This is a genomic window from Streptomyces sp. RG80, from assembly GCF_040446465.1.
Taxonomy (GTDB): domain Bacteria; phylum Actinomycetota; class Actinomycetes; order Streptomycetales; family Streptomycetaceae; genus Streptomyces.
Genome location: NZ_JBEAAJ010000004.1, coordinates 267,575 through 285,949 on the forward strand (window position 1 = coordinate 267,575; position 18,375 = coordinate 285,949).

Genomic DNA, 18,375 nt, shown 5'->3' on the forward strand with positions numbered 1-18,375 from the left:
GGTTATCAAGTGAGGTACCCCGAATACGTTGAATGCCCCTGGCGTGCGGCCGAGTTGAGTTCGAAAGCAGTGGGGGCCGCATGTGTCTGACGACTAAGTAGCACAGAAGGTTGTGCGGCCGTTGGGGTGGGATGCGATTTCTCTGTCGGAAGATGCCCCTGGGTCCGCATGATGGACGGATCCACATCATGCGTACGTGTTGTATCTATGATGTGCGCATGCCTTCAGCCCCGCCCGCCCTGTCCTCCGCCGACCGCGTCTACGACCACGTCAAACAGGGCGTCCTGGAGCGCCGCTACGAGGGTGGCACCCTGCTCACCGAGGGCGAGCTCGCCGAGGCCGTCGGGGTATCCCGGACGCCGGTGCGCGAGGCGCTGCTGCGGCTCCAGGTCGAGGGGCTGATCAAGCTCTACCCGAAGAAGGGTGCGCTGGTCCTGCCCGTCTCCGCGCAGGAGATCGCGGACGTGGTGGAGACCCGCCAGCTCGTCGAGGAGCACGCCGCGCGCAAGGCCGTACCGGCGTCGCCGCTGCTCATCGCCCGGCTCGAGGAACTCCTCGCCCAGCAGAAGGAGCAGGCCGCCGCCGGAGACCTGGCGGGCGCCGCCGTCACCGACCGCTGCTTCCACGCCGAGATCGTCCGCAGCGGGGGCAACGAGATCCTCTCCCGCCTCTACGACCAGCTCCGCGACCGGCAGCTGAGGATGGGCGTCGCCGTGATGCACGCCCACCCCGACCGCATCACCAAGACCCTCGCCGAGCACGAGCAGATCCTCGACGCGCTGCGCTCCGGCGACGCGGAGGCGGTCGTCGGCCTCATCCACGGGCACGTCGAGTGGTTCTCCCATCTGGCCCGAGGGGAGGTCCGATGAACACCACCCTTCCGGGTGACCCGCCGGGTGGACGACGTGCCATGGCCGTCTGGGGCATCGGCGTCTCGGTCTACTTCGTCGCCGTCATCTTCCGTACGTCGCTGGGGGTGGCCGGCCTCGACGCCGCCGACCGCTTCCATGTGAACGCCTCCGCCCTGTCGACCTTCTCGATCCTCCAGCTGCTCGTGTACGCGGGCATGCAGATACCCGTGGGCCTGCTCGTCGACCGGCTCGGCACCAAGAAGGTGCTGGCCATCGGGGTGGTGCTGTTCACGGCCGGACAGCTGGGCTTCGCCTTCTCCCCCTCGTACGGCATGGCCCTCGCCTCGCGCGCGCTGCTGGGCTGCGGTGACGCGATGACGTTCATCAGCGTGCTGCGGCTCGGCACCCGCTGGTTCCCGGCCCGGCGCGGGCCGCTGGTCGCGCAGTTCGCGGGACTGGTCGGCATGGCGGGCAACCTGGTCTCCACCCTGGTCCTGGCCCGGCTGCTGCACGGCATCGGCTGGACCGCGGCCTTCGCCGGCAGCGCGCTCGCCGGTGTGGTCGTGCTGGTCCTGCTGCTGCTCTTCCTCAAGGACCACCCCGAGGGACACGAGCCGGAGCCCTTCCCGCACCAGGGCGCGGCCTACGTACGACGCCAGATCGCCGCCTCCTGGCGGGAGCCGGGGACCCGACTGGGCCTGTGGGTGCACTTCACGACCCAGTTCCCCGCGATGGTCTTCCTGCTGCTCTGGGGGCTGCCGTTCCTGGTCGAGGCACAGGGCCTGTCCCGGGCGACCGCCGGTGAGCTGCTGACCCTCGTCGTGCTCTCCAACATGGTGATCGGCCTGGTCTACGGCCAGGTCGTGGCCCGGCACCACGAGGCGCGGCTGCCGCTCGCGCTGGGGACCGTGGGGGCGACGGCGTTGGTCTGGGCGGCGACGCTGGCCTACCCGGGCGAGCACGCGCCGATGTGGCTGCTCGTGGTGCTCTGCACGGTGCTGGGCGCGTGCGGGCCCGCCTCGATGATCGGCTTCGACTTCGCGCGGCCCGCGAACCCGCCGGAGCGGCAGGGGACCGCGTCCGGCATCACCAACATGGGCGGCTTCGTCGCGTCGATGACGACGCTGTTCGCCGTCGGGGTGCTCCTGGACGCGACCGGCGGCGACTACCGCGTCGCCTTCTCCGCGGTGTTCGTCCTCCAGGCGCTCGGGATCAGCCAGATCATGCGGCTGCGCAGGCGGGCGATCCGCAGGGAGCGGGAGCGGCTGGTGGCGAGCCGGGTGGAGACGGTGCACGTACCGGCGTAGAGCTGGGGCTTCCGTCCATGGAGCTGGGGGCTGCCGCCCCCAGTCCCGTCACCGGGTGCCCGCGCTACTGAGTGACCGTGAAGTTCCGCAGGATCGCCGCCGTCAGCGTCGGGTCGCCCTCCGCCTTCACCCGGTCCGGTACCGCCTCCGCGGTCACGCGGCCGCAGGCGAGGCGGACGTAGGTCTCCCAGTCGAGGGTGAGGGTGGCGGCGGGGCCGAGGGCGGGGGCCGTCTCGAGGGTGCCGCGGCCCTGGATGTCGACGCGGATCGTGCGCAGGAACTCGATCGGGCCGTGGACGTCGAGGACGATCGCCGAGCTGCGCGGGGCGTCGGCCTTCTCGGCGACCACGGCGGGGAGTTCGGCGAGCAGGACGTCACGGGCGATGTGCGCGCCGGGGGAGTCGAGGTTGCCGGGACGGCCGAGGGCGGCGCGGAGGTCCTGTTCGTGCACCCAGACGTCGAAGGCGTGCTTGCGCATGGACTCTTCGAGCGTCAGTTCGGAGCCGAGGGGGCCGCGCACCTTCGTCCCCGGATCCCGCGACTCGTTCCGCAGCTGACGGTTGCGGCGGATGATCACGTACTCCAGCTCGGAGGTCATCTCCGGCGCCGTGTGGTGGCGGCGGACGTCGACCTGCATCTCCATGTACCGCTGATGTTCGTTGGTGACGTGGTACAGGTCGCGCGGCAGCGAGTGGATGGGGCGCGGGTCGCCCAGCATCTCGGTGTCCAGACCGATGACATGTGACACGACATCCCGCACCGACCAGCCAGGGCACGGGGTGCGCCGGTTCCACTCCCCCTCCACCAGCGGATTCACCAGCTCGGATATCGCTTCGATGGAGTGGGTCCAGGCGTCGGCGTAGGGCTGGAGGGTGGGATGCAGACTCACGGAACGGGACCCCTCGGCGGTCGGAGCACGGGCTGGTGATGGCGGCGTTGCCAGTGGAGGTGGTGGCTGTCGGCGGGTGTCTTGAAACGCTAAGTTACGCTGCTGTGAGGCACCCCGGCAGTGCTTTCGTGTGACGATCGTAGGCCGGTGTGGACGGCTCGAATGCCAGGACGGTGGTAGTGTGCGCGCCTCGTTGATCCAGATCGCCGTAAGTGAGGGCGAATCGGTCGAATCGCGCCGACGTCGGGTGGCCACGCTCGTACGGGATCAGGCGGGCGCCGATCTCGTTGTCCTCCCCGAGCTGTGGACCACGGGCGCGTTCGCCTACGAGGGTTTCGCGGGCGAGGCCGAGCCGCTGGAGGGGCCGACGCACGAGGCCATGGCGAAGGCCGCGAGCGACGCGGGCGTCTGGCTGCACGCGGGGTCCGTGCCCGAGCGGGCCGCCGACGGCACGCTCTACAACACCTCGCTCGTCTTCTCCCCCTCCGGTGATCTGATCGCCGCCTACCGCAAGATCCACCGCTTCGGCTTCGACAAGGGCGAGGCCGTGCTGATGGGCGCGGGCCGGGACCTGGTGACGGTCCGGCTGCCCGAGACCACCCTCGGCCTGGCCACCTGCTACGACCTCCGTTTCCCCGAACTCTTCCGCGGTCTCGTCGACGCCGGCGCCGAGACCCTGGTCGTCCCCGCGGGCTGGCCGGAGCGCCGCCGGGCGCACTGGACGCTGCTGGCCCAGGCGCGGGCGGTCGAGAATCAGGCGTACGTGCTCGCCTGTGGAACGGCCGGGACACATGCGGGAGTTCCACAGGCGGGTCACTCGATCGTGGTCGATCCGTGGGGCGAGGTGCTGGCCGAGGCCGGCGCCGACGAGGAGGTCCTCACGGTCGAGCTCGACCCCGGCAAGGTGGCGGTGACACGGGATCAGTTCCCGGCACTGAAGGACCGGATGCTGGGCCTGGACACCCCCCGACGCTAGAACGGGCGGGCCCCGCGCCTCAGTCGGACTCCCGTTCCTTCTCCGCCAGGTGGATCACGCACACCGCCACCGCGATCAGCAGCGCCGGGTCCGCGTCCTCCCGGACCACGTCGACGCCGTACGTTTCGCGGATGTGCAGCCAGCGCCGGGAGACGACGGCCAGGACCTCACCGTCGTACTCGACGACGAACTCCCGGTCCAGGATCTTCCCGCTGACGTCGAGTTCGGTGCCGCCGTCGGCCAGGGCGACGCGGTAGTGGTTGCGCAGCAGGGACAGGCGTTTGCGCCTGATCGTCGCCAGCGGCTCGCCGTCCCGCTCGATCAGCATGGTGTCCCGCAGGGCGAACATCTTCTGCCGGATGTCGATCAGGACGCGGCCCCGGGTGTCCTTCAGCTCGAAGGTGTCCCGCAGCCGCATCGCCTTGCCGTCGACCAGGAACACCTTGTTGCCCTGGTCGTCCTCGATCCAGTAGTCGTCACCGAAGCCGAGGAGTCGGTCGCGTACGAGGAATCTCATGCCGTACGGCTTCCCCGTCGGGCGGGCCGGAACGCAGTCGCTGGACGTGCGGCGGACGGGTCGATTTTCGTCTGCGGCGCCGTCTTGGCTGGTCGCGCAGTTCCCCGCGCCCCTTCGGGGCGCTGCCCTGACCGGAGTGGATTCACCCGGCCGCTTAAGCCGACGGGCCGAAGCGGCGTCGGTAGGCCGACGGGCTGAGCCCTGTCTCGCGGCGTACGCGCGCGCGGAGGTTGGCGGCGGTGCCCAGGCCGCTTCGGGCGGCGACCACGTCGAGGCGTTCCTCGCCCCGTTCGATCAGCCGGCAGGCCAGGGCCACCCGCTCGCCCGTGAGCCAGGCCAGCGGGGTCGTGCCGAGTTGGGCGCGGAACCGGCGGTGCAGGGTCGCGGGGGAGAGTGCCGCGCGGGTCGCCAGGTCGGCCACGGTCAGCGGCTCGCCGAGCCGTTCCTGGGCCCAGGCCAGCAGCGGCCCCAGGGACTCGTCCGGGATCTCGGGCACCGGGCGTTCCACGAACTGCCGCTGACCGCCGTCGCGGTGGGCGGCGAAGACGAGGCGCCGGGACACCGCGTTGGCGACCTCCGCGCCGTGGTCGCGGCGCCAGATGTGCAGCCCGAGGTCGAGCGCGGCGGCGCTGCCCGCGGCGGTGAGGATGTCACCGTCGTCGACGAAGAGGACATCGGGTTCGAGCAGGACCCGGGGGTGCAGCGCGCGGAAGGTCTGTGCCCACAGCCAGTGCGTCGTGGCCCGCCGCCCGTCCAGCAGACCCGCCTCCGCGAGGGCGAAGCTCCCGGTGCACAGGCTCATGACGCGGGCGCCACGCGCGTGTGCGCGCCGGATGGCGTCGAGTACGGCGGCCCCGCGCGGTACGACGTTGTCCGGACGGCCCGGCACCACGAGCGTGTCCGCCCCGTCCACGGCCTCCAGTCCCGGCACTCCGGTGAGGGTGAAGAAGCCGTGGTTCATCCGGACGCCGGGGGTCGGCGTGCACAGCGTGACCTCGTACAACGGTCCCGTAAGACCCAGTTCGGGCCGCGGCAGCCCGAACAGCTCGGTGGTGACCCCGACTTCGAAGGGGTTCGTGCCCTCGTCGACGATCACCGTGACCCGGTGCGGAGCTTGCTGCGAGGATCCTTGCGGCATATGCGATTCCTAGCACTCGTGCGCCGGTGCCGTCACGCCCGACGATGACGGACATGAGCGAACCCATCTCCCTCGACAAGGCCCTCGCCTCCTTCAGCGAGCAGTGGAGCCCCCGGATCGTCACCGCCGTCAACGACTACGACGTACGCGTCGCCAAGGTCGAGGGCGAACACGTCTGGCACGTCCACGACGACACCGACGAGTTCTTCCTGGTCCTGGACGGCGAACTCCACATCGCCCTGCGCGAACCGGCGGGTGAGCGGACCGTCGTCCTGCCCAGGGGCTCGGTCTTCACCGTCCCGCGCGGGACGGAACACAAGCCGTACGCGCCCGTGCCCTCCGCGATCCTCGTCCTCGAACCCACCGGCACCTCCACCGTCGGCGACCGCCACGACGAGGTACCCGACCATGTGCACGCCACCACCGGGACCCCGCTCGGCTCGGGACGGTGACTGTCAGTGCCGGGTGGCACTCTTGATCCATGAGCGACTCCGTACGCCGCCGCGTCCGTGTCCGCGCTCCCGAACTGGTCGGGAAGGGCGGTTGGCTGAACACGGGCGACCGGCGGTACACCCTCGCTGAGCTGCGGGGCCGGATCGTCGTTCTCGATTTTTGGACATTCTGCTGTGTCAACTGCCTCCACGTCCTCGCCGAACTCCGCGAGCTGGAGGAGAAGCACCGGGACACCGTCGTCGTCATCGGCGTGCACTCCCCGAAGTTCGCGCACGAGACCGAGCACCGGGCGGTGGCGGACGCGGTCGAGCGGTACGGCGTCGGGCATCCCGTGCTCGACGATCCCGAGCTGGCGACCTGGCGGCAGTACGCGGTGCGGGCCTGGCCGACGCTGGTCGTGATCGACCCCGAGGGGTACGTCGTCGCGCAGCACTCCGGGGAGGGGCATGTGCAGGCGATCCACCGGCTCGTCACCGAGCTGGTGGCCGAGCACGAGGCCAAGGGCACGCTGCGGCGCGGGGACGGGCCGTACGTAGCACCGGAGCCGGAGCCGACGGTGCTGCGGTTTCCCGGCAAGGCGCTCGTCCTGCCCTCGGGGAACTTCCTGGTCAGTGACACCACCCGGCATCAGCTCGTCGAGCTGGAGCCGGACGGCGAGACCGTGGTGCGGCGGATCGGACAGGGCAGCCGGGGTTACACCGACAGCACCTGGGTCCGCTCGCGCTTCAACGAGCCGCAGGGGCTGGCTCTGCTGCCGGACGGCTCCGTCGTCGTCGCCGACACGGCCGGCCACCGCATCCGCCGCTTCGACCCGGAGTCGGGCCGCACCACCACTCTCGCCGGCACCGGCTACCCGTGGAGGCGGGGAGACGACACCTCGGGACCGGCCCGCGAGGTCGACCTCTCCTCCCCCTGGGACGTGGCCTGGTGGCAGGGCAGGGTGTGGATCGCCATGGCCGGCATCCACCAGCTGTGGACGTACGACCCGGTCGAGGGGACGGTCTCGGTCGCGGCCGGCACCACCGACGAGGGACTCGGCGACGGCCCCGCCGCCGAGGCCCGGTTCGCCCAGCCCTCAGGGCTCGCCGCCACCCCCGACCGGCTCTGGATCGCCGACTCCGAGAGCTCCGCCCTGCGCTGGGTGGACCCCGACGGCACCGTCCACACCGCCGTCGGCACCGGGCTCTTCGACTTCGGGCACCGCGACGGCACCGCCGAACAAGCCCTCCTCCAGCACCCTTTGGGTGTCACCGCGCTGCCCGACGGCTCGGTCGCGGTGAGCGACACGTACAACCACGCGCTGCGCCGCTACGACCCGGCGACCGGCGAGGTCACCACCCTCGCCACCGACCTCCGTGAGCCCAGCGGCGCGGTCCTCGTCGGCGACGATCTCGTGGTCGTGGAGTCCGCCCGGCACCGGCTGACCTGGCTGCGGCTGCCCGAGGAGGCCCTGAGAGTGCGGGCGACGGACCGTCGCACGCGGCGCGCCGTCACCGAGGTCGCGCCCGGCACACTGCTGCTGGACGTCGTCTTCCAGGCCCCGGCGGGACAGAAGCCGGACACGCGGTACGGGCCCTCGACCCGGCTGCTGGTGTCCGCCAGCCCGCCGGAGCTGCTCGTCGAGGGCCAGGGCGCGGGCACCGAACTCTCCCGCACCCTGCGTCTCGATCCGGCAGTTCCCGAAGGGGTCCTGCGTGTCTCCGCGACGGCCGCCTCCTGCGACGACGACCCCGCGAACACATACCCGGCCTGCCATGTCCACCAGCAGGACTGGGACGTGCCGGTCAGGCTCGCCGAACGCGGCGCCAACCGACTGCCCCTCGTCCTCGCCGGAATGGACGAGGCCACCGATCAGGCGCCGTAACCGTCGCTGTAGCCGTCCCGGCGCCCGGGGTGCCGCCCCTCGTCGATGACCGGCGTGTTGGGCGGTACCACCACGCGCCGCCGCTTGGCGATGCTGCTGAACGTCGCGACGCCGATCAGTCCGACGATCATGAAGATGACGCCGACCAGGTCGAGATTGACGCCCTGCATCTCCCAGTCGGTCGCGAACGTGAGGATGGCTCCCGCGGCGATGAGGATGATGCATCCGCCGAGGCCCATGAGTGTCGCCTCCCTGTCCGGTCCGGTCGTTCCGGTCCGCACCGGCGGGTACCCGGCCCCGCGGCGGCTATCCCTCCAGGAAAGCCGCCAACGCACTCGCCAGCAGATGCGGGTCGTCCGCGCCGCACAACTCGCGGGCGCTGTGCATCGAAAGGATCGCCACCCCGATGTCGACGGTCTTGATGCCGTGCCGGGCCGCGGTGATCGGGCCGATCGTGGTGCCGCAGGGCATCGAGTTGTTGGAGACGAAGGACTGGAAGGGCACGCCCGCCTTCTCGCAGGCCGCGGCGAACACCGCGCGGCCCGAACCGTCGGTCGCGTAGCGGTTGTTGACGTTGACCTTCAGGATCGGCCCGCCGTTCACCCGCGGGTGGTGCGTGGGATCGTGGCGCTCCGCGTAGTTGGGGTGGACCGCGTGGCCGGTGTCCGACGACAGACAGACCGTGCCCGCGAACGCCCGCGCCCGGTCCTCGTAGGACCCGCCCCGCGCGAACACCGAACGCTCCAGCACACTGCCCAGCAGCGGCCCGTCCGCGCCGGTGTCCGACTGGGAGCCGTTCTCCTCGTGGTCGAAGGCGGCGAGTACGGGGATGCAGGACAGGTCCGAACCGGCCGAGACGGCGGTCAGCGCGGCGACCCCGGCGTGCACGGAGATCAGGTTGTCCATCCGCGGGCCGGCCACCAGATCCTGGTCGCGGCCCAGATAGGCCGGGGGCTCCACGGAGTGCACCATCAGGTCCCAGCCGGTCACCTCACCCGCCGTCAGCCCGCTCTCCTCCTCCAGGAACGAGATCAGGTCACCCTCGCGGACGTCGTCGCCGAGACCCCAGATCGGCTGGAGGTGACGCTGCTTGTCGAGCTTGAGTCCCTCCGCCGACACCGAGCGGTCCAGGTGGATGGCGAGCTGCGGCACCCGCAGCAGCGGCCGCCCGACGTTCACCAGCCGCGTCGAGCCGTCCCGCAGGGTCAGCCGGCCCGCGAGACCCAGGTCGCGATCGAGCCAGGAGTTGAGCAGCGGCCCGCCGTAGATCTCCACGGCGACCTGGCGCCAGCCGTGCGCACCGGCGTCCGGCAGCGGCTTGACCCGCAGGTTGGGGGAGTCGGTGTGCGCCCCGGCGATCCGGAACGGCGTGTGCGGCTCGGCGCCCTCGGGGACGTACCAGGCGATGATCGCGCCGCCGCGCAGCACGAACCTGCCGCCGCTCCCCGCGGCGGAGACCGACGATGTCTCAGCGTCCCAGGCGTCCGTCTCCGAGACCTGCTTGAAGCCGGCCTTCTCCAGCCGCTCGGCGGCGTTCGCCACGGCGTGGTACGGCGAGGGGCCGGCGGCCAGGAAGGACATGAGGTCGTCGGTGTGACCGCGGTCGAAGCGGGAGGGTTCGCTCATGGGGTTCACCTTAACGACGTACGAAGGCCCCCTCCCGGCGACGGGAAGGGGCCCTTGTGAAGGCTGTGGTGCAGCTGTACGGGTGTGTCCTGGAACGAGCCGTACGGGTGTGCGCCCAGCGGTACCGCGAGGTGGCTAGAAAGCGGCCTCGTCCAGCTCCATCAGGTCCAGCTCGACGCCCTGGGCGAGCTTGCGGGCGCCGGTGACGCCGGGCAGGACGTTGGCCGCGAAGAACTTCGCCGCCGCGATCTTGCCGGTGTAGAAGGCCTTGTCCTTCTGCGAGGCGGTCGGCAGCTTCTCGGCGGCCACGGCCGCGCCCTTGAGGAGCAGGTAGCCGACCACGACGTCGCCGGAGGCCAGCAGCAGGCGGGTGGTGTTCAGGCCCACCTTGTAGATGTTCTTGACGTCCTGCTCGGTGGCCGCGAGGTCGGTCAGCATCAGGCCGACGATGGCCTCCAGCTCGACCGCGGCCTTCGCGAGGTGCTCGCGGGCGCCGGACAGCTCCTCGCCGCCCTCGCCGAGCGCGAGGAACTTCTTGATGTCCTCGGCGAGACCGTTCAGCGCGGCACCCTGGTTGCGGACGATCTTCCGGAAGAAGAAGTCCTGGCCCTGGATCGCCGTGGTGCCCTCGTACAGGGTGTCGATCTTGGCGTCCCGGATGTACTGCTCGATCGGGTACTCCTGGAGGAACCCGGAGCCGCCGAAGGTCTGGAGCGACTGGGCGAGCTGTTCGTAGCCCTTCTCGGAGCCGTAGCCCTTCACGATCGGCAGGAGCAGGTCGTTGAGCGCGTGCTCGGCCTTCGCGTCCTCGCCGGCGGCCTCCTTGACGGCGATCGCGTCCTGGATCGAGGCGGTGTAGAGGACGAGGGCGCGCATGCCCTCCGCGTACGCCTTCTGCGTCATCAGCGAGCGGCGGACGTCGGGGTGGTGGGTGATGGTGACCTTGGGCGCGGCCTTGTCGCCGAAGGCGGCCAGGTCCGAGCCCTGGACGCGCTCCTTGGCGTACTCGAGGGCGTTCAGGTAGCCCGTCGACAGCGTGGAGATCGCCTTCGTGCCGACCATCATCCGCGCGAACTCGATGATGCGGAACATCTGGCGGATGCCGTCGTGCTTGTCGCCGATCAGCCAGCCCTTGGCGGGGTGCTGGTCGCCGAAGGTCATCTCGCAGGTGTTGGAGGCCTTCAGGCCCATCTTGTGCTCGACGTTCGTCGCGTACACGCCGTTGCGCTCGCCCAGCTCGCCGGTCTCGAAGTCGAAGAGGTACTTCGGGACCAGGAAGAGGGACAGGCCCTTGGTACCCGGGCCGTGGCCCTCGGGGCGCGCGAGGACGTAGTGGAGGATGTTCTCCTCCATGTCGTGCTCACCGGAGGTGATGAACCGCTTCACGCCCTCGATGTGCCAGGAGCCGTCCTCCTGCTGCACGGCCTTGGTACGACCCGCACCCACATCCGACCCGGCGTCGGGCTCGGTGAGCACCATGGTCGAACCCCAGGTCCGCTCCACCGCGATCTGGGCGATCTTCTTCTGTACGTCGTTGCCCTCGTCGTAAAGGATCCCGGCGAACGCCGGACCGGAGGAGTACATCCACACGGCCGGGTTCGCGCCCAGGATCAGCTCCGCGTACGACCAGATCAGGGACGGCGGGGCGACGGTGCCGCCGATGCCCTCGGGCAGGCCGAGGCGCCAGTACTCCGAGTCCATGAAGGCCTTGTAGCTCTTCTTGAAGGACGCCGGGACCGGCGCGGTGTTGGTCTCCGGGTCGAAGACCGGGGGGTTGCGGTCGGCGTCCGTGAAGGACTCCGCCAGGTCGTTCTCGGCGAGGCGGGTCATCTCGTCGAGGATGCTCTTCGCGGTCTCGACGTCCATCTCCTCGAAGGGACCCGTGCCGTACAGCTTGTCGCGGCCGAGTACTTCGAAGAGGTTGAACTCGATGTCGCGGAGATTCGACTTGTAGTGCCCCATGGCGACGGCTCCCGTAGAGAAGAGACGGGCGAGGCACTGGATCCTCGCGCTAGTTCACGTACCAACAAGTAGCTTCGATACGATGATGCTACCCGCCAGTAATAAACCGCAACCCTGATCCGGCCATCTGTGACGGTTCACACCGGAACGGTGAGCGTCGCGGTGTACCCCTCGGCCACGCTGCCCTTCACCGCCGCCAGCTGCTGGTCGTAGCCGTCGCGGAAGATGCTGTCCGAGTCCAGGGAGAGCTCGGCGAGATTCGGCACGCTCTCCTCGTAGCCCTCCGTCGCGTACACCGCGTCGCAGACGTCCGCGGGGAGCGCGAGCTGCGAGGTGTTCGTGATCGACGTGGCCGCCGTGGCGTCCTCCAGGCTGCCGTAGACCTCGAAGTGGATGTGCGGCCAGCGGTTCGGATAGCAGCCGGGGAAGATGCTCGTGAACGTGACCCGCCCGGCGGCGTCGGTCTCCTGCACACCCCGCAGATAGTTCTCGTCGGCGATCCCCTCGGAGTACAGGGAGTAGTCGCCCGCCCGGTCGCAGTGCCAGATGTATACGGCCGCGCCCTGCTTCGGCGTCCCGCACCCCGAGGCCGCGTCCACCACCGTCAGCGTGACGGTCAGAGGCACACCCTCGGCGGTGCCGCCCGCGGAGTCACCGAAACTCTTGGTGATGTCGCCGCGCACGACACCGCTCTCCTTCAGGACGTTCACCCCGTTCGAGCCGTCGCCCGGGAACGGCCCGGCGGTCTCGTCGGGAATCGTCGCGCACTCGGCGGAGCTCGCGGCGGAGCTTCCGGCGGAGCTTTCGGGGGACGCCGAGGAACGGGAGGGGGCGGAAGCGGCGCCCCCGTCCTCCGACGTACAGCCCACCAGCGGAATCAGACCCACCCCCGCCCCCGCCATCAGCCGGATCATCCGGCGACGGGCGAGGACGGGAAGGTCGTAGGAGAGCCCCTTGTCGTGCTCGTGGACCTCGTCGATCTCGTCGCCGTGGTGTCGGTGCATGGCTGTCCCCTCGCCCGTGCGGTGCCGTGTCTCGGTGATTTGTCTGACACGACAGACGTTATGGGCGGTCGGCGGCGAGAACACCACGCCGCGGCTGTCAAGTCACTGTCGATCCCGCCGCTGCACCGACCCCACCCGTAGCGGCCCGCCCTCCGGCGGCTCTCGGTACGCTTGCGCCCATGTACGGCTACGACCAGAGCGCGGGTACGCAGCAGCAGTACGCCGCGCCGCAGCAGCAGATGCCGGGCGGGTACGGCCAGCAGCCGCCGCTGTATCCCGAGCCGTCCCCACCGTCCCTCGCGGACGCGGTGCGGGCCTTCACGACGGGGCAGCTGGCGGCGGAGGACTTCCAGCAGGTCTTCGCCACGTCGAAGGTCTACTGCCCGCGCGGCGACAACCCCGGATTCCTCGCCCTGCACAACACCCAGCAGCCGGTGATCCCGATGTTCACCTCGCTGAAGGAGCTGCGGCGGTACGCGGGCAAGGAGTCCAAGTACTTCGTGATCACGGGGGCGGAGGTGATCGACCTCCTGCCGACCGGCTACGGCTTCGTCCTCGACATGGAGGGCGAGCACCGCATGGTCTTCGACGCGAAGGCCGTGGAGCAGATGGTCGAGTTCGCGATGCGCCGGATGTACGGCTGAGTCCGTCGGAGGTACGACCGGGAGCCCGGAGGGAATGCCCTCCGGGCTTTCTCTGTTCAGGGTGGCAGAAAGTTCAATGCTCAACTAAACTGGACGCACAAGGAGGTACCGACATGCCCGCAGTGACCGTAGAGAACCCGCTGACGCTGCCGCGAGTGGCCGCCCCGGCCGACGCCGTGGCCCGTCCCGTGCTCGGTGTCACGACCGCGCCGAGCGGTTTCGAGGGTGAGGGCTTCCCGGTGCGCAGGGCGTTCGCCGGGATCCATTACCGCCATCTGGATCCGTTCATCATGATGGATCAGATGGGGGAGGTGGAGTACGCGCCTGGTGCCCCCAAGGGGACTCCCTGGCATCCGCACCGCGGCTTCGAGACCGTCACCTACATCATCGACGGCATCTTCGACCACCAGGACAGCCAGGGTGGCGGCGGCACGATCACCAACGGCGACACCCAGTGGATGACGGCCGGTTCGGGCCTGCTCCACATCGAGGCGCCGCCGGAGTCCCTCGTCATGTCCGGCGGCCTCTTCCACGGTCTCCAGCTGTGGGTGAACCTCCCGGCCAAGGACAAGATGATGGCGCCCCGCTACCAGGACATCCGCGGTGGCAACGTGCAGCTGCTGACGACGCCGGACGGCGGTGCGCTCCTTCGGGTGATCGCCGGTGAGCTGGACGGTCACGAGGGTCCCGGTGTCACCCACACCCCGATCACGATGATCCACGCGACGCTGGCGCCGGGTGCGGAGATCACGCTGCCGTGGCGCGAGGACTTCAACGGTCTGGCGTACGTGCTGGCGGGCCGGGGTGCCGTGGGCGCCGAGCGCCGTCCGATCCAGCTGGGTCAGACAGCGGTCTTCGGCGCGGGTGGCTCACTGACGGTCCGCGCGGACGAGAAGCAGGACTCGCACACCCCGGACCTGGAGGTCGTGCTCCTCGGCGGTCAGCCGATCCGTGAGCCGATGGCGCACTACGGGCCGTTCGTCATGAACACCCAGGCGGAGCTCCAGCAGGCCTTCGACGACTTCCAGAAGGGCCGCCTGGGGACGATCCCGGCGGTGCACGGAATGTCGGAGGGTGGCCTGTAGGGCCTTCGCGGCGGTCGTTCGTTCTGCCTCTCGGGTGACCTGAGGGGCAGAATGGAAAAGAGTCCTGTTTCGGGATCCTCGCGTGAACCTCTACGCGTGGGAGGCCGCCATGACGAGTGCCGCGAGTGCTGCCACGACTTCTCGAAGGATTCACTGGCCCGGGGTCGCCGGGATCGTTTCGGGCGTACTGATGTTGGTGTCGCTGCTGGTGACGTACAACATCAGCCCGGAGTACGACGGCAAGGACGGTCTGCGCAAGACGGTCGCCTTCTACCGCGACGGCGGGAACCTCGACCTCACCGAGGCCATGACCCTGCTGATGCTGGCGGCGGCCCTGCTGTTCCTGTGGTTCCTGGCGGGCCTGGTCCGTCTCGCCGGTGGCCGGTCCGCGCTGGTTCTGCTGGGCGGGTCCGTCTTCACCGCGATGCTGCTGGTCGGGACGATCGCCGGCGCCATCTACGGCATCTCCGCCAACAACACGGACGCGTTCGTCGTCGGCCCGGAGACCGCCATGGTCGCGCTCCTGCTCTTCGACGTCTCCTACGGCGGCTACATCGCGGCCATGCTCGGCGCGGCGGTCCTGCTCTTCGCGGTCTGGCGCGCCTCGGTGACGACCGGCGCGCTCCCGGTGTGGCTGGGCTGGTCCGCCTTCGTCATCGCGGTGCTGTCCCTGGCGGGGCCGTTCAGCGCGTGGCTGACGGTTCTGCTCATGGCGGTGTGGGTCGTACTCGCGGGGGTGGTGATGGTGGTTCGTCCGGCGGCGGAGGAGTAGTTGTTCGGTACGGTACGACTAGGCCCGAAGCCGCAAGTTTGGGTTGCGGCTTCGGGCCTTTCCTGCGTGGGCGCTACCGGATCACGGCAGTACGTAGAACGGCGCGCCGTCCGGAGCGCGACCCACCTGCCGCACGCACCCGTGCTCGGACAGCAGCTCCAGGCTGTTCTGGACCCGGGCGGGTGACAGCCCGGTGCACACGGCGATCTCCTCCACGGTGTAGTCGGCGCCGCCGTGCAGGAGGGCAGGGGCCAGGTGAGCGGCCACCGTGTGGATGTCCTCGGTGACGACCAGGTTCCTGGTTCTCCAGTTGGACAGGAGCTGCTCGGGCGTCAACTCCGGTGCCTGGACGGTGCGGGCGAGATCATTGCGACCTCGGAGAGTCTGGGCGATGTCCCGGAGTACCTCGACGATCGTGTTCTGGCTGTTGTTGATCTGCCGTAGTGCCTCGTTCGTCTGGATGCTGCGCTCCTCGAGCCGGACGAGGGCGTCAGCGAGCTGTTGGGGCACGACGTACGCGGTGCAGTCGGTGGCAGCGGGCTGCACGGGGGCCGGTTCCAGGGTGTACGAGCCGTCGCGCTGGATGGTGGCGATGACTTCGGAGACCCAGGCCTTGAAGGGCTGAGCCGATGGTTTGGTGCAGCCGTTGACCAACCGGATCAGACCCTGGAGGTGCACGAGATTCATGTCTCGGCGCCACTCCCGACCTGCGGGAATGCTGAGACCGTGCCCTCCAGTTACTTTCTCAAGAGTCTCTCGGTGCTCTGTGGGGACATGGTCGGCCAGAGTCTTCCGGGGATTGCTGTACCCCAGCTCCTTGAGTACGTCCGCCGCGGGAAACCAGTGCGTCCCGTCCGGCATCGTCAGCCTCCGTACGCGTACCCCCGTGGCCGCGAACACGAAGTCGTTGATGTCGATCGCGTCCGGCCGTTGTGTGTTGTTCTGCTCGTCCATCGAGCATCACCTCCACCTCGGACGCTAGGTAGACAGACCTGCAACTCACGTCCTAAGTAAGGATGTTCATCCGAACGAGGGGCAGAACAATCGATTCTGCCCATGTCGGCAGGTCAGCGGCCTGTTGCTGTGGGCTGCTGGTCAACTGCGGGCTCGTTACCCAGAGGCTTCCGGTGCGGGCGGCGTCGATTCGTAGAGTTCGAACCAGATGCTCTTGCCCTCGCCGCGTGGGTCGACGCCCCATGCGTCGGCGAGGAGTTCTATGAGCATCAACCCGCGTCCGGACGAGGCCAGTTCGCCGGGGCGGCGTTTGTGGGGGAGGTCGTCGCTGGTGTCGGTGACCTCGACGTGCATGCGGCGGTCTCCCGGGTCGCCCCGGACCTCTGCCAGGAGCAGGGCGTCGGCGTCGGTGTGTACCAGTACGTTCGTCAGCGTCTCCGAGAGGAGCAGGACGGCCGAGTCGACCTGGTCGTCCGAGGCCCAGTCGTGGAGGAGTTCCTTCAGCTGCTGGCGGGCCACCGCCACTCGTTCCGGTTCCGCCTGGGCCACCGTCAGCATCGTGCGGCGGACCTGCGGGGTCACCGTCACCGTGTCGCCGCAGCCGCAGCCCTCCCCCTCGCGGCACAGCAACAAGACCGCTATGTCGTCCTCGCGGCGGTCCGCCAGGGGGCCCGTGGTGTGGTGGGAGGAGGGGCCGTGGACCGCCTGGACCAGGGCGTCCGCCAGTTCCTCCAGGTCGCCCTTGTGCTCTTCCAGGATCGTGCGGACGCGCTGCCAGCCCGTGTCCAGGTCGTGGCCACCCGTCTCGATCAGGCCGTCGGTGCAGACCATCATCGTCTCGCCGGGTTCGAGGGTGAGACGGGTCGTGGGGTAGTCGGCGTCGGGGTCGATGCCGAGGGGGAGGCCGCCGTCCGTGCGGCGGACCAGGACGGTGCCGTCCGCCATGCGGATCGCCGGGTCGGGGTGGCCGGCGCGGGCGATGTCCAGGCAGCCGGTGGCGGGGTCGACCTCGACGTAGAGGCAGGTCGCGAAGCGCAGGTCGGAGGAGTCGTCGGCGTCGTACGTCATGCCGTGCAGGAAGCGGGAGGCCCGGGAGAGGACCGCGTCGGGGCGGTGGCCCTCCGAGGCGTAGGCACGCAGGGCTATGCGGAGCTGGCCCATCAGGCCCGCCGCGTGGACGTCGTGGCCCTGGACGTCGCCTATGACCAGCGCGAAGCGGCCGCTGGGCAGCGGGATCATGTCGTACCAGTCGCCGCCGACCTGGAGGCCGCCGCCGGTGGGGACGTAGCGGGCGGCGACGCTCATGCCCGGTATCTCGGGGCCGAGCTTGGGGAGCATCGAGCGCTGGAGGCCGTCGGTGAGCTCGCGGGCCGACTCGGCGGCTTCGGCGCGGGACAGGGCCTGGGCGAGCATGCGGGCGACCGTGGTGAGGACGGAGCGCTCGTCGGGGGTGAAGGCGACGGGGTACTTGAAGGCCGCCATCCAGGCGCCCATGGTGCGGCCGGCCACGGTCAGCGGCAGGAACGCCCAGGAGTGGCGGCCGAAGTGCGCGGCGAGGGGCCAGGTGACCGGGTAGCGGTGGCGGTAGTGCTCGGGGGCGGAGAGGTAGACCGCGCGGCCGGTGCGGACCACCTCGGCGGCTGGGTAGTCCGTGTCCAGGGCCATGTGGGAGAAGGGGCCCTCGTCGCCGGGCTGCTGGCCGTGGTGGCCGATGATCTTCAGGCGGTCGCCCTCCACGCCGAAGACCGCGAGGCCGTCCGGTGAGAAGCCCGGCATCGACAGGCCCGCGGCGACCCGGAGGACCTCCTCGGTGGAGCGGGCCTCGGCCAGGGCGCGCCCCGCGTCCAGCAGGAACGCCTCCCTGGAGCGCCGCCAGTCGCCGGTGACCGCGCTGCGGGCGGCCGGGGTGCCGGGGGACGGCTCGGTGACCTCTTGCAGGGTGCCTATCAGGACGAAGGCGCGGCGCTCGGGGTCGTAGGAGGGGTTGGAGCGGCTGCGGACGACGCGGACCACCCGGTTCCGCTCGTCCATGATCCGGATGCGGACCTCGGCGAGGGTGCCCTCGGCGACGGCGAGCTGGACGACGCCGGTGATCTCGTTCCAGTCGACGGCGTGCATACGCGCGCGTGCCTGGACCTCCGTGAGGGTGGTCGGCTCGGCGGGCAGGCCGAGCAGGCGTGCGGCCTCGGCGTCCACGGTGACCAGGCCCGTTGCGGTGTCCCAGTGCCACAGGCCGGTAGCGAGGGCGGCGAGGACGTCCCCCACGGCGGGCAGGGGCTCACCAGTGCGCATTGCCCCACTGTAGGGAGAGGTGATCGGGGGCTGCCACCGAT

17 protein-coding genes are annotated in these 18,375 nt (G+C 70.0%); 8 read left to right on the top strand and 9 right to left on the bottom strand.

Annotated features, from left to right (window positions below; all coding sequences use genetic code 11):
* Nucleotides 1–218 precede the first annotated feature (218 nt).
* Both ABKA17_RS15330 and ABKA17_RS15335 read left to right on the top strand, forming a co-directional pair.
* Nucleotides 219–869: a GntR family transcriptional regulator gene (locus ABKA17_RS15330; protein WP_353692582.1), complete on the top strand. Its 651-nt coding sequence runs from the start codon at nt 219–221 to the stop codon at nt 867–869.
* The gene (locus ABKA17_RS15335) at nt 866–2,158 is read left to right on the top strand and encodes an MFS transporter (RefSeq protein WP_353692583.1); all 1,293 of its coding nucleotides are present in this window, start codon (nt 866–868) and stop codon (nt 2,156–2,158) included. Before ABKA17_RS15330 ends, ABKA17_RS15335 begins: the two co-directional genes overlap by 4 nt.
* Nucleotides 2,159–2,222: 64 nt before the next feature.
* Here the strand turns inward: ABKA17_RS15335 and ABKA17_RS15340 are convergent, their stop codons facing one another.
* Nucleotides 2,223–3,047: a maleylpyruvate isomerase family mycothiol-dependent enzyme gene (locus ABKA17_RS15340; RefSeq protein ID WP_353692584.1), complete on the bottom strand. Its 825-nt coding sequence runs from the start codon at nt 3,045–3,047 to the stop codon at nt 2,223–2,225.
* A 181-nt stretch (nt 3,048–3,228) separates the two neighbouring features.
* On the opposite strand from ABKA17_RS15340, the gene ABKA17_RS15345 reads away from it, so the two are divergent.
* Nucleotides 3,229–4,023, top strand: coding sequence for a carbon-nitrogen family hydrolase (locus tag ABKA17_RS15345; protein ID WP_353692585.1), 795 nt, complete (start codon nt 3,229–3,231; stop codon nt 4,021–4,023).
* A gap of 19 nt (nt 4,024–4,042) precedes the next feature.
* Here ABKA17_RS15345 and ABKA17_RS15350 read toward each other — a convergent pair whose 3' ends face one another.
* Both ABKA17_RS15350 and ABKA17_RS15355 read right to left on the bottom strand, forming a co-directional pair.
* Nucleotides 4,043–4,540, bottom strand: coding sequence for an LURP-one-related/scramblase family protein (locus tag ABKA17_RS15350; protein WP_353692586.1), 498 nt, complete (start codon nt 4,538–4,540; stop codon nt 4,043–4,045).
* Nucleotides 4,541–4,694: 154 nt separating this feature from the next.
* Nucleotides 4,695–5,678 carry a helix-turn-helix domain-containing protein gene (locus tag ABKA17_RS15355; RefSeq protein WP_353692587.1) on the bottom strand — a complete coding sequence of 328 codons (984 nt, stop codon included), beginning with the start codon at nt 5,676–5,678 and terminating at the stop codon, nt 4,695–4,697.
* A 53-nt stretch (nt 5,679–5,731) separates the two neighbouring features.
* On the opposite strand from ABKA17_RS15355, the gene ABKA17_RS15360 reads away from it, so the two are divergent.
* Nucleotides 5,732–6,130 (top strand): cupin domain-containing protein, encoded by a 399-nt coding sequence (locus ABKA17_RS15360; protein ID WP_353692588.1) that lies wholly within the window; start codon nt 5,732–5,734, stop codon nt 6,128–6,130.
* A 29-nt stretch (nt 6,131–6,159) separates the two neighbouring features.
* A complete protein-coding gene (locus tag ABKA17_RS15365; RefSeq protein ID WP_353692589.1) occupies nt 6,160–7,995 on the top strand; it encodes an NHL domain-containing thioredoxin family protein in 1,836 nt (611 codons plus the stop codon).
* Here ABKA17_RS15365 and ABKA17_RS15370 read toward each other — a convergent pair.
* From ABKA17_RS15370 to ABKA17_RS15385, 4 genes are all read right to left on the bottom strand, one after another.
* The gene (locus ABKA17_RS15370; protein WP_353692590.1) at nt 7,983–8,234 is read right to left on the bottom strand and encodes a DUF6458 family protein; all 252 of its coding nucleotides are present in this window, start codon (nt 8,232–8,234) and stop codon (nt 7,983–7,985) included. The two genes, ABKA17_RS15365 and ABKA17_RS15370, sit on opposite strands and share 13 nt — an antisense overlap.
* 67 nt (nt 8,235–8,301) lie before the next feature.
* Entirely contained in the window at nt 8,302–9,621 is a 1,320-nt protein-coding gene (locus ABKA17_RS15375) for a M18 family aminopeptidase (RefSeq protein ID WP_353692591.1), read from the bottom strand.
* Between the two features lie 135 nt (nt 9,622–9,756).
* Complete coding sequence (locus tag ABKA17_RS15380) at nt 9,757–11,583, bottom strand: acyl-CoA dehydrogenase (RefSeq protein ID WP_353692592.1); 1,827 nt, start codon at nt 11,581–11,583, stop codon at nt 9,757–9,759.
* Between the two features lie 137 nt (nt 11,584–11,720).
* Nucleotides 11,721–12,587 (bottom strand): intradiol ring-cleavage dioxygenase, encoded by an 867-nt coding sequence (locus ABKA17_RS15385; protein WP_353692593.1) that lies wholly within the window; start codon nt 12,585–12,587, stop codon nt 11,721–11,723.
* Nucleotides 12,588–12,766: 179 nt separating this feature from the next.
* On the opposite strand from ABKA17_RS15385, the gene ABKA17_RS15390 reads away from it, so the two are divergent.
* From ABKA17_RS15390 to ABKA17_RS15400, 3 genes are all read left to right on the top strand, one after another.
* Complete coding sequence (locus tag ABKA17_RS15390; RefSeq protein WP_046261114.1) at nt 12,767–13,231, top strand: SseB family protein; 465 nt, start codon at nt 12,767–12,769, stop codon at nt 13,229–13,231.
* A 113-nt stretch (nt 13,232–13,344) separates the two neighbouring features.
* Nucleotides 13,345–14,316: a pirin family protein gene (locus ABKA17_RS15395; RefSeq protein ID WP_353692594.1), complete on the top strand. Its 972-nt coding sequence runs from the start codon at nt 13,345–13,347 to the stop codon at nt 14,314–14,316.
* Nucleotides 14,317–14,398: 82 nt separating this feature from the next.
* Complete coding sequence (locus ABKA17_RS15400) at nt 14,399–15,088, top strand: hypothetical protein (protein WP_353692595.1); 690 nt, start codon at nt 14,399–14,401, stop codon at nt 15,086–15,088.
* A gap of 81 nt (nt 15,089–15,169) precedes the next feature.
* On the opposite strand, the gene ABKA17_RS15405 is transcribed toward ABKA17_RS15400, so the two are convergent.
* Both ABKA17_RS15405 and ABKA17_RS15410 read right to left on the bottom strand, forming a co-directional pair.
* The gene (locus ABKA17_RS15405; protein ID WP_353692596.1) at nt 15,170–16,042 is read right to left on the bottom strand and encodes a BRO family protein; all 873 of its coding nucleotides are present in this window, start codon (nt 16,040–16,042) and stop codon (nt 15,170–15,172) included.
* A gap of 156 nt (nt 16,043–16,198) precedes the next feature.
* Nucleotides 16,199–18,334 (bottom strand): ATP-binding SpoIIE family protein phosphatase, encoded by a 2,136-nt coding sequence (locus tag ABKA17_RS15410; protein WP_353692597.1) that lies wholly within the window; start codon nt 18,332–18,334, stop codon nt 16,199–16,201.
* Nucleotides 18,335–18,375 lie beyond the last annotated feature (41 nt).

Excerpts from the sequence above, each read along its gene's own strand:
- ABKA17_RS15385 (WP_353692593.1), bottom strand. The coding sequence starts at position 12,587 with ATGCACCGACACCACGGCGACGAGATCGACGAGGTCCACGAGCACGAC.
- ABKA17_RS15375 (WP_353692591.1), bottom strand. The coding sequence starts at position 9,621 with ATGAGCGAACCCTCCCGCTTCGACCGCGGTCACACCGACGACCTCATG.
- ABKA17_RS15395 (WP_353692594.1), top strand. The coding sequence starts at position 13,345 with ATGCCCGCAGTGACCGTAGAGAACCCGCTGACGCTGCCGCGAGTGGCC.
- ABKA17_RS15380 (WP_353692592.1), bottom strand. The coding sequence starts at position 11,583 with ATGGGGCACTACAAGTCGAATCTCCGCGACATCGAGTTCAACCTCTTC.
- ABKA17_RS15390 (WP_046261114.1), top strand. The coding sequence starts at position 12,767 with ATGTACGGCTACGACCAGAGCGCGGGTACGCAGCAGCAGTACGCCGCG.
- ABKA17_RS15350 (WP_353692586.1), bottom strand. The coding sequence starts at position 4,540 with ATGAGATTCCTCGTACGCGACCGACTCCTCGGCTTCGGTGACGACTAC.
- ABKA17_RS15365 (WP_353692589.1), top strand. The coding sequence starts at position 6,160 with ATGAGCGACTCCGTACGCCGCCGCGTCCGTGTCCGCGCTCCCGAACTG.
- ABKA17_RS15330 (WP_353692582.1), top strand. The coding sequence starts at position 219 with ATGCCTTCAGCCCCGCCCGCCCTGTCCTCCGCCGACCGCGTCTACGAC.
- ABKA17_RS15355 (WP_353692587.1), bottom strand. The coding sequence starts at position 5,678 with ATGCCGCAAGGATCCTCGCAGCAAGCTCCGCACCGGGTCACGGTGATC.
- ABKA17_RS15370 (WP_353692590.1), bottom strand. The coding sequence starts at position 8,234 with ATGGGCCTCGGCGGATGCATCATCCTCATCGCCGCGGGAGCCATCCTC.
- ABKA17_RS15335 (WP_353692583.1), top strand. The coding sequence starts at position 866 with ATGAACACCACCCTTCCGGGTGACCCGCCGGGTGGACGACGTGCCATG.
- ABKA17_RS15405 (WP_353692596.1), bottom strand. The coding sequence starts at position 16,042 with ATGGACGAGCAGAACAACACACAACGGCCGGACGCGATCGACATCAAC.
- ABKA17_RS15410 (WP_353692597.1), bottom strand. The coding sequence starts at position 18,334 with ATGCGCACTGGTGAGCCCCTGCCCGCCGTGGGGGACGTCCTCGCCGCC.
- ABKA17_RS15360 (WP_353692588.1), top strand. The coding sequence starts at position 5,732 with ATGAGCGAACCCATCTCCCTCGACAAGGCCCTCGCCTCCTTCAGCGAG.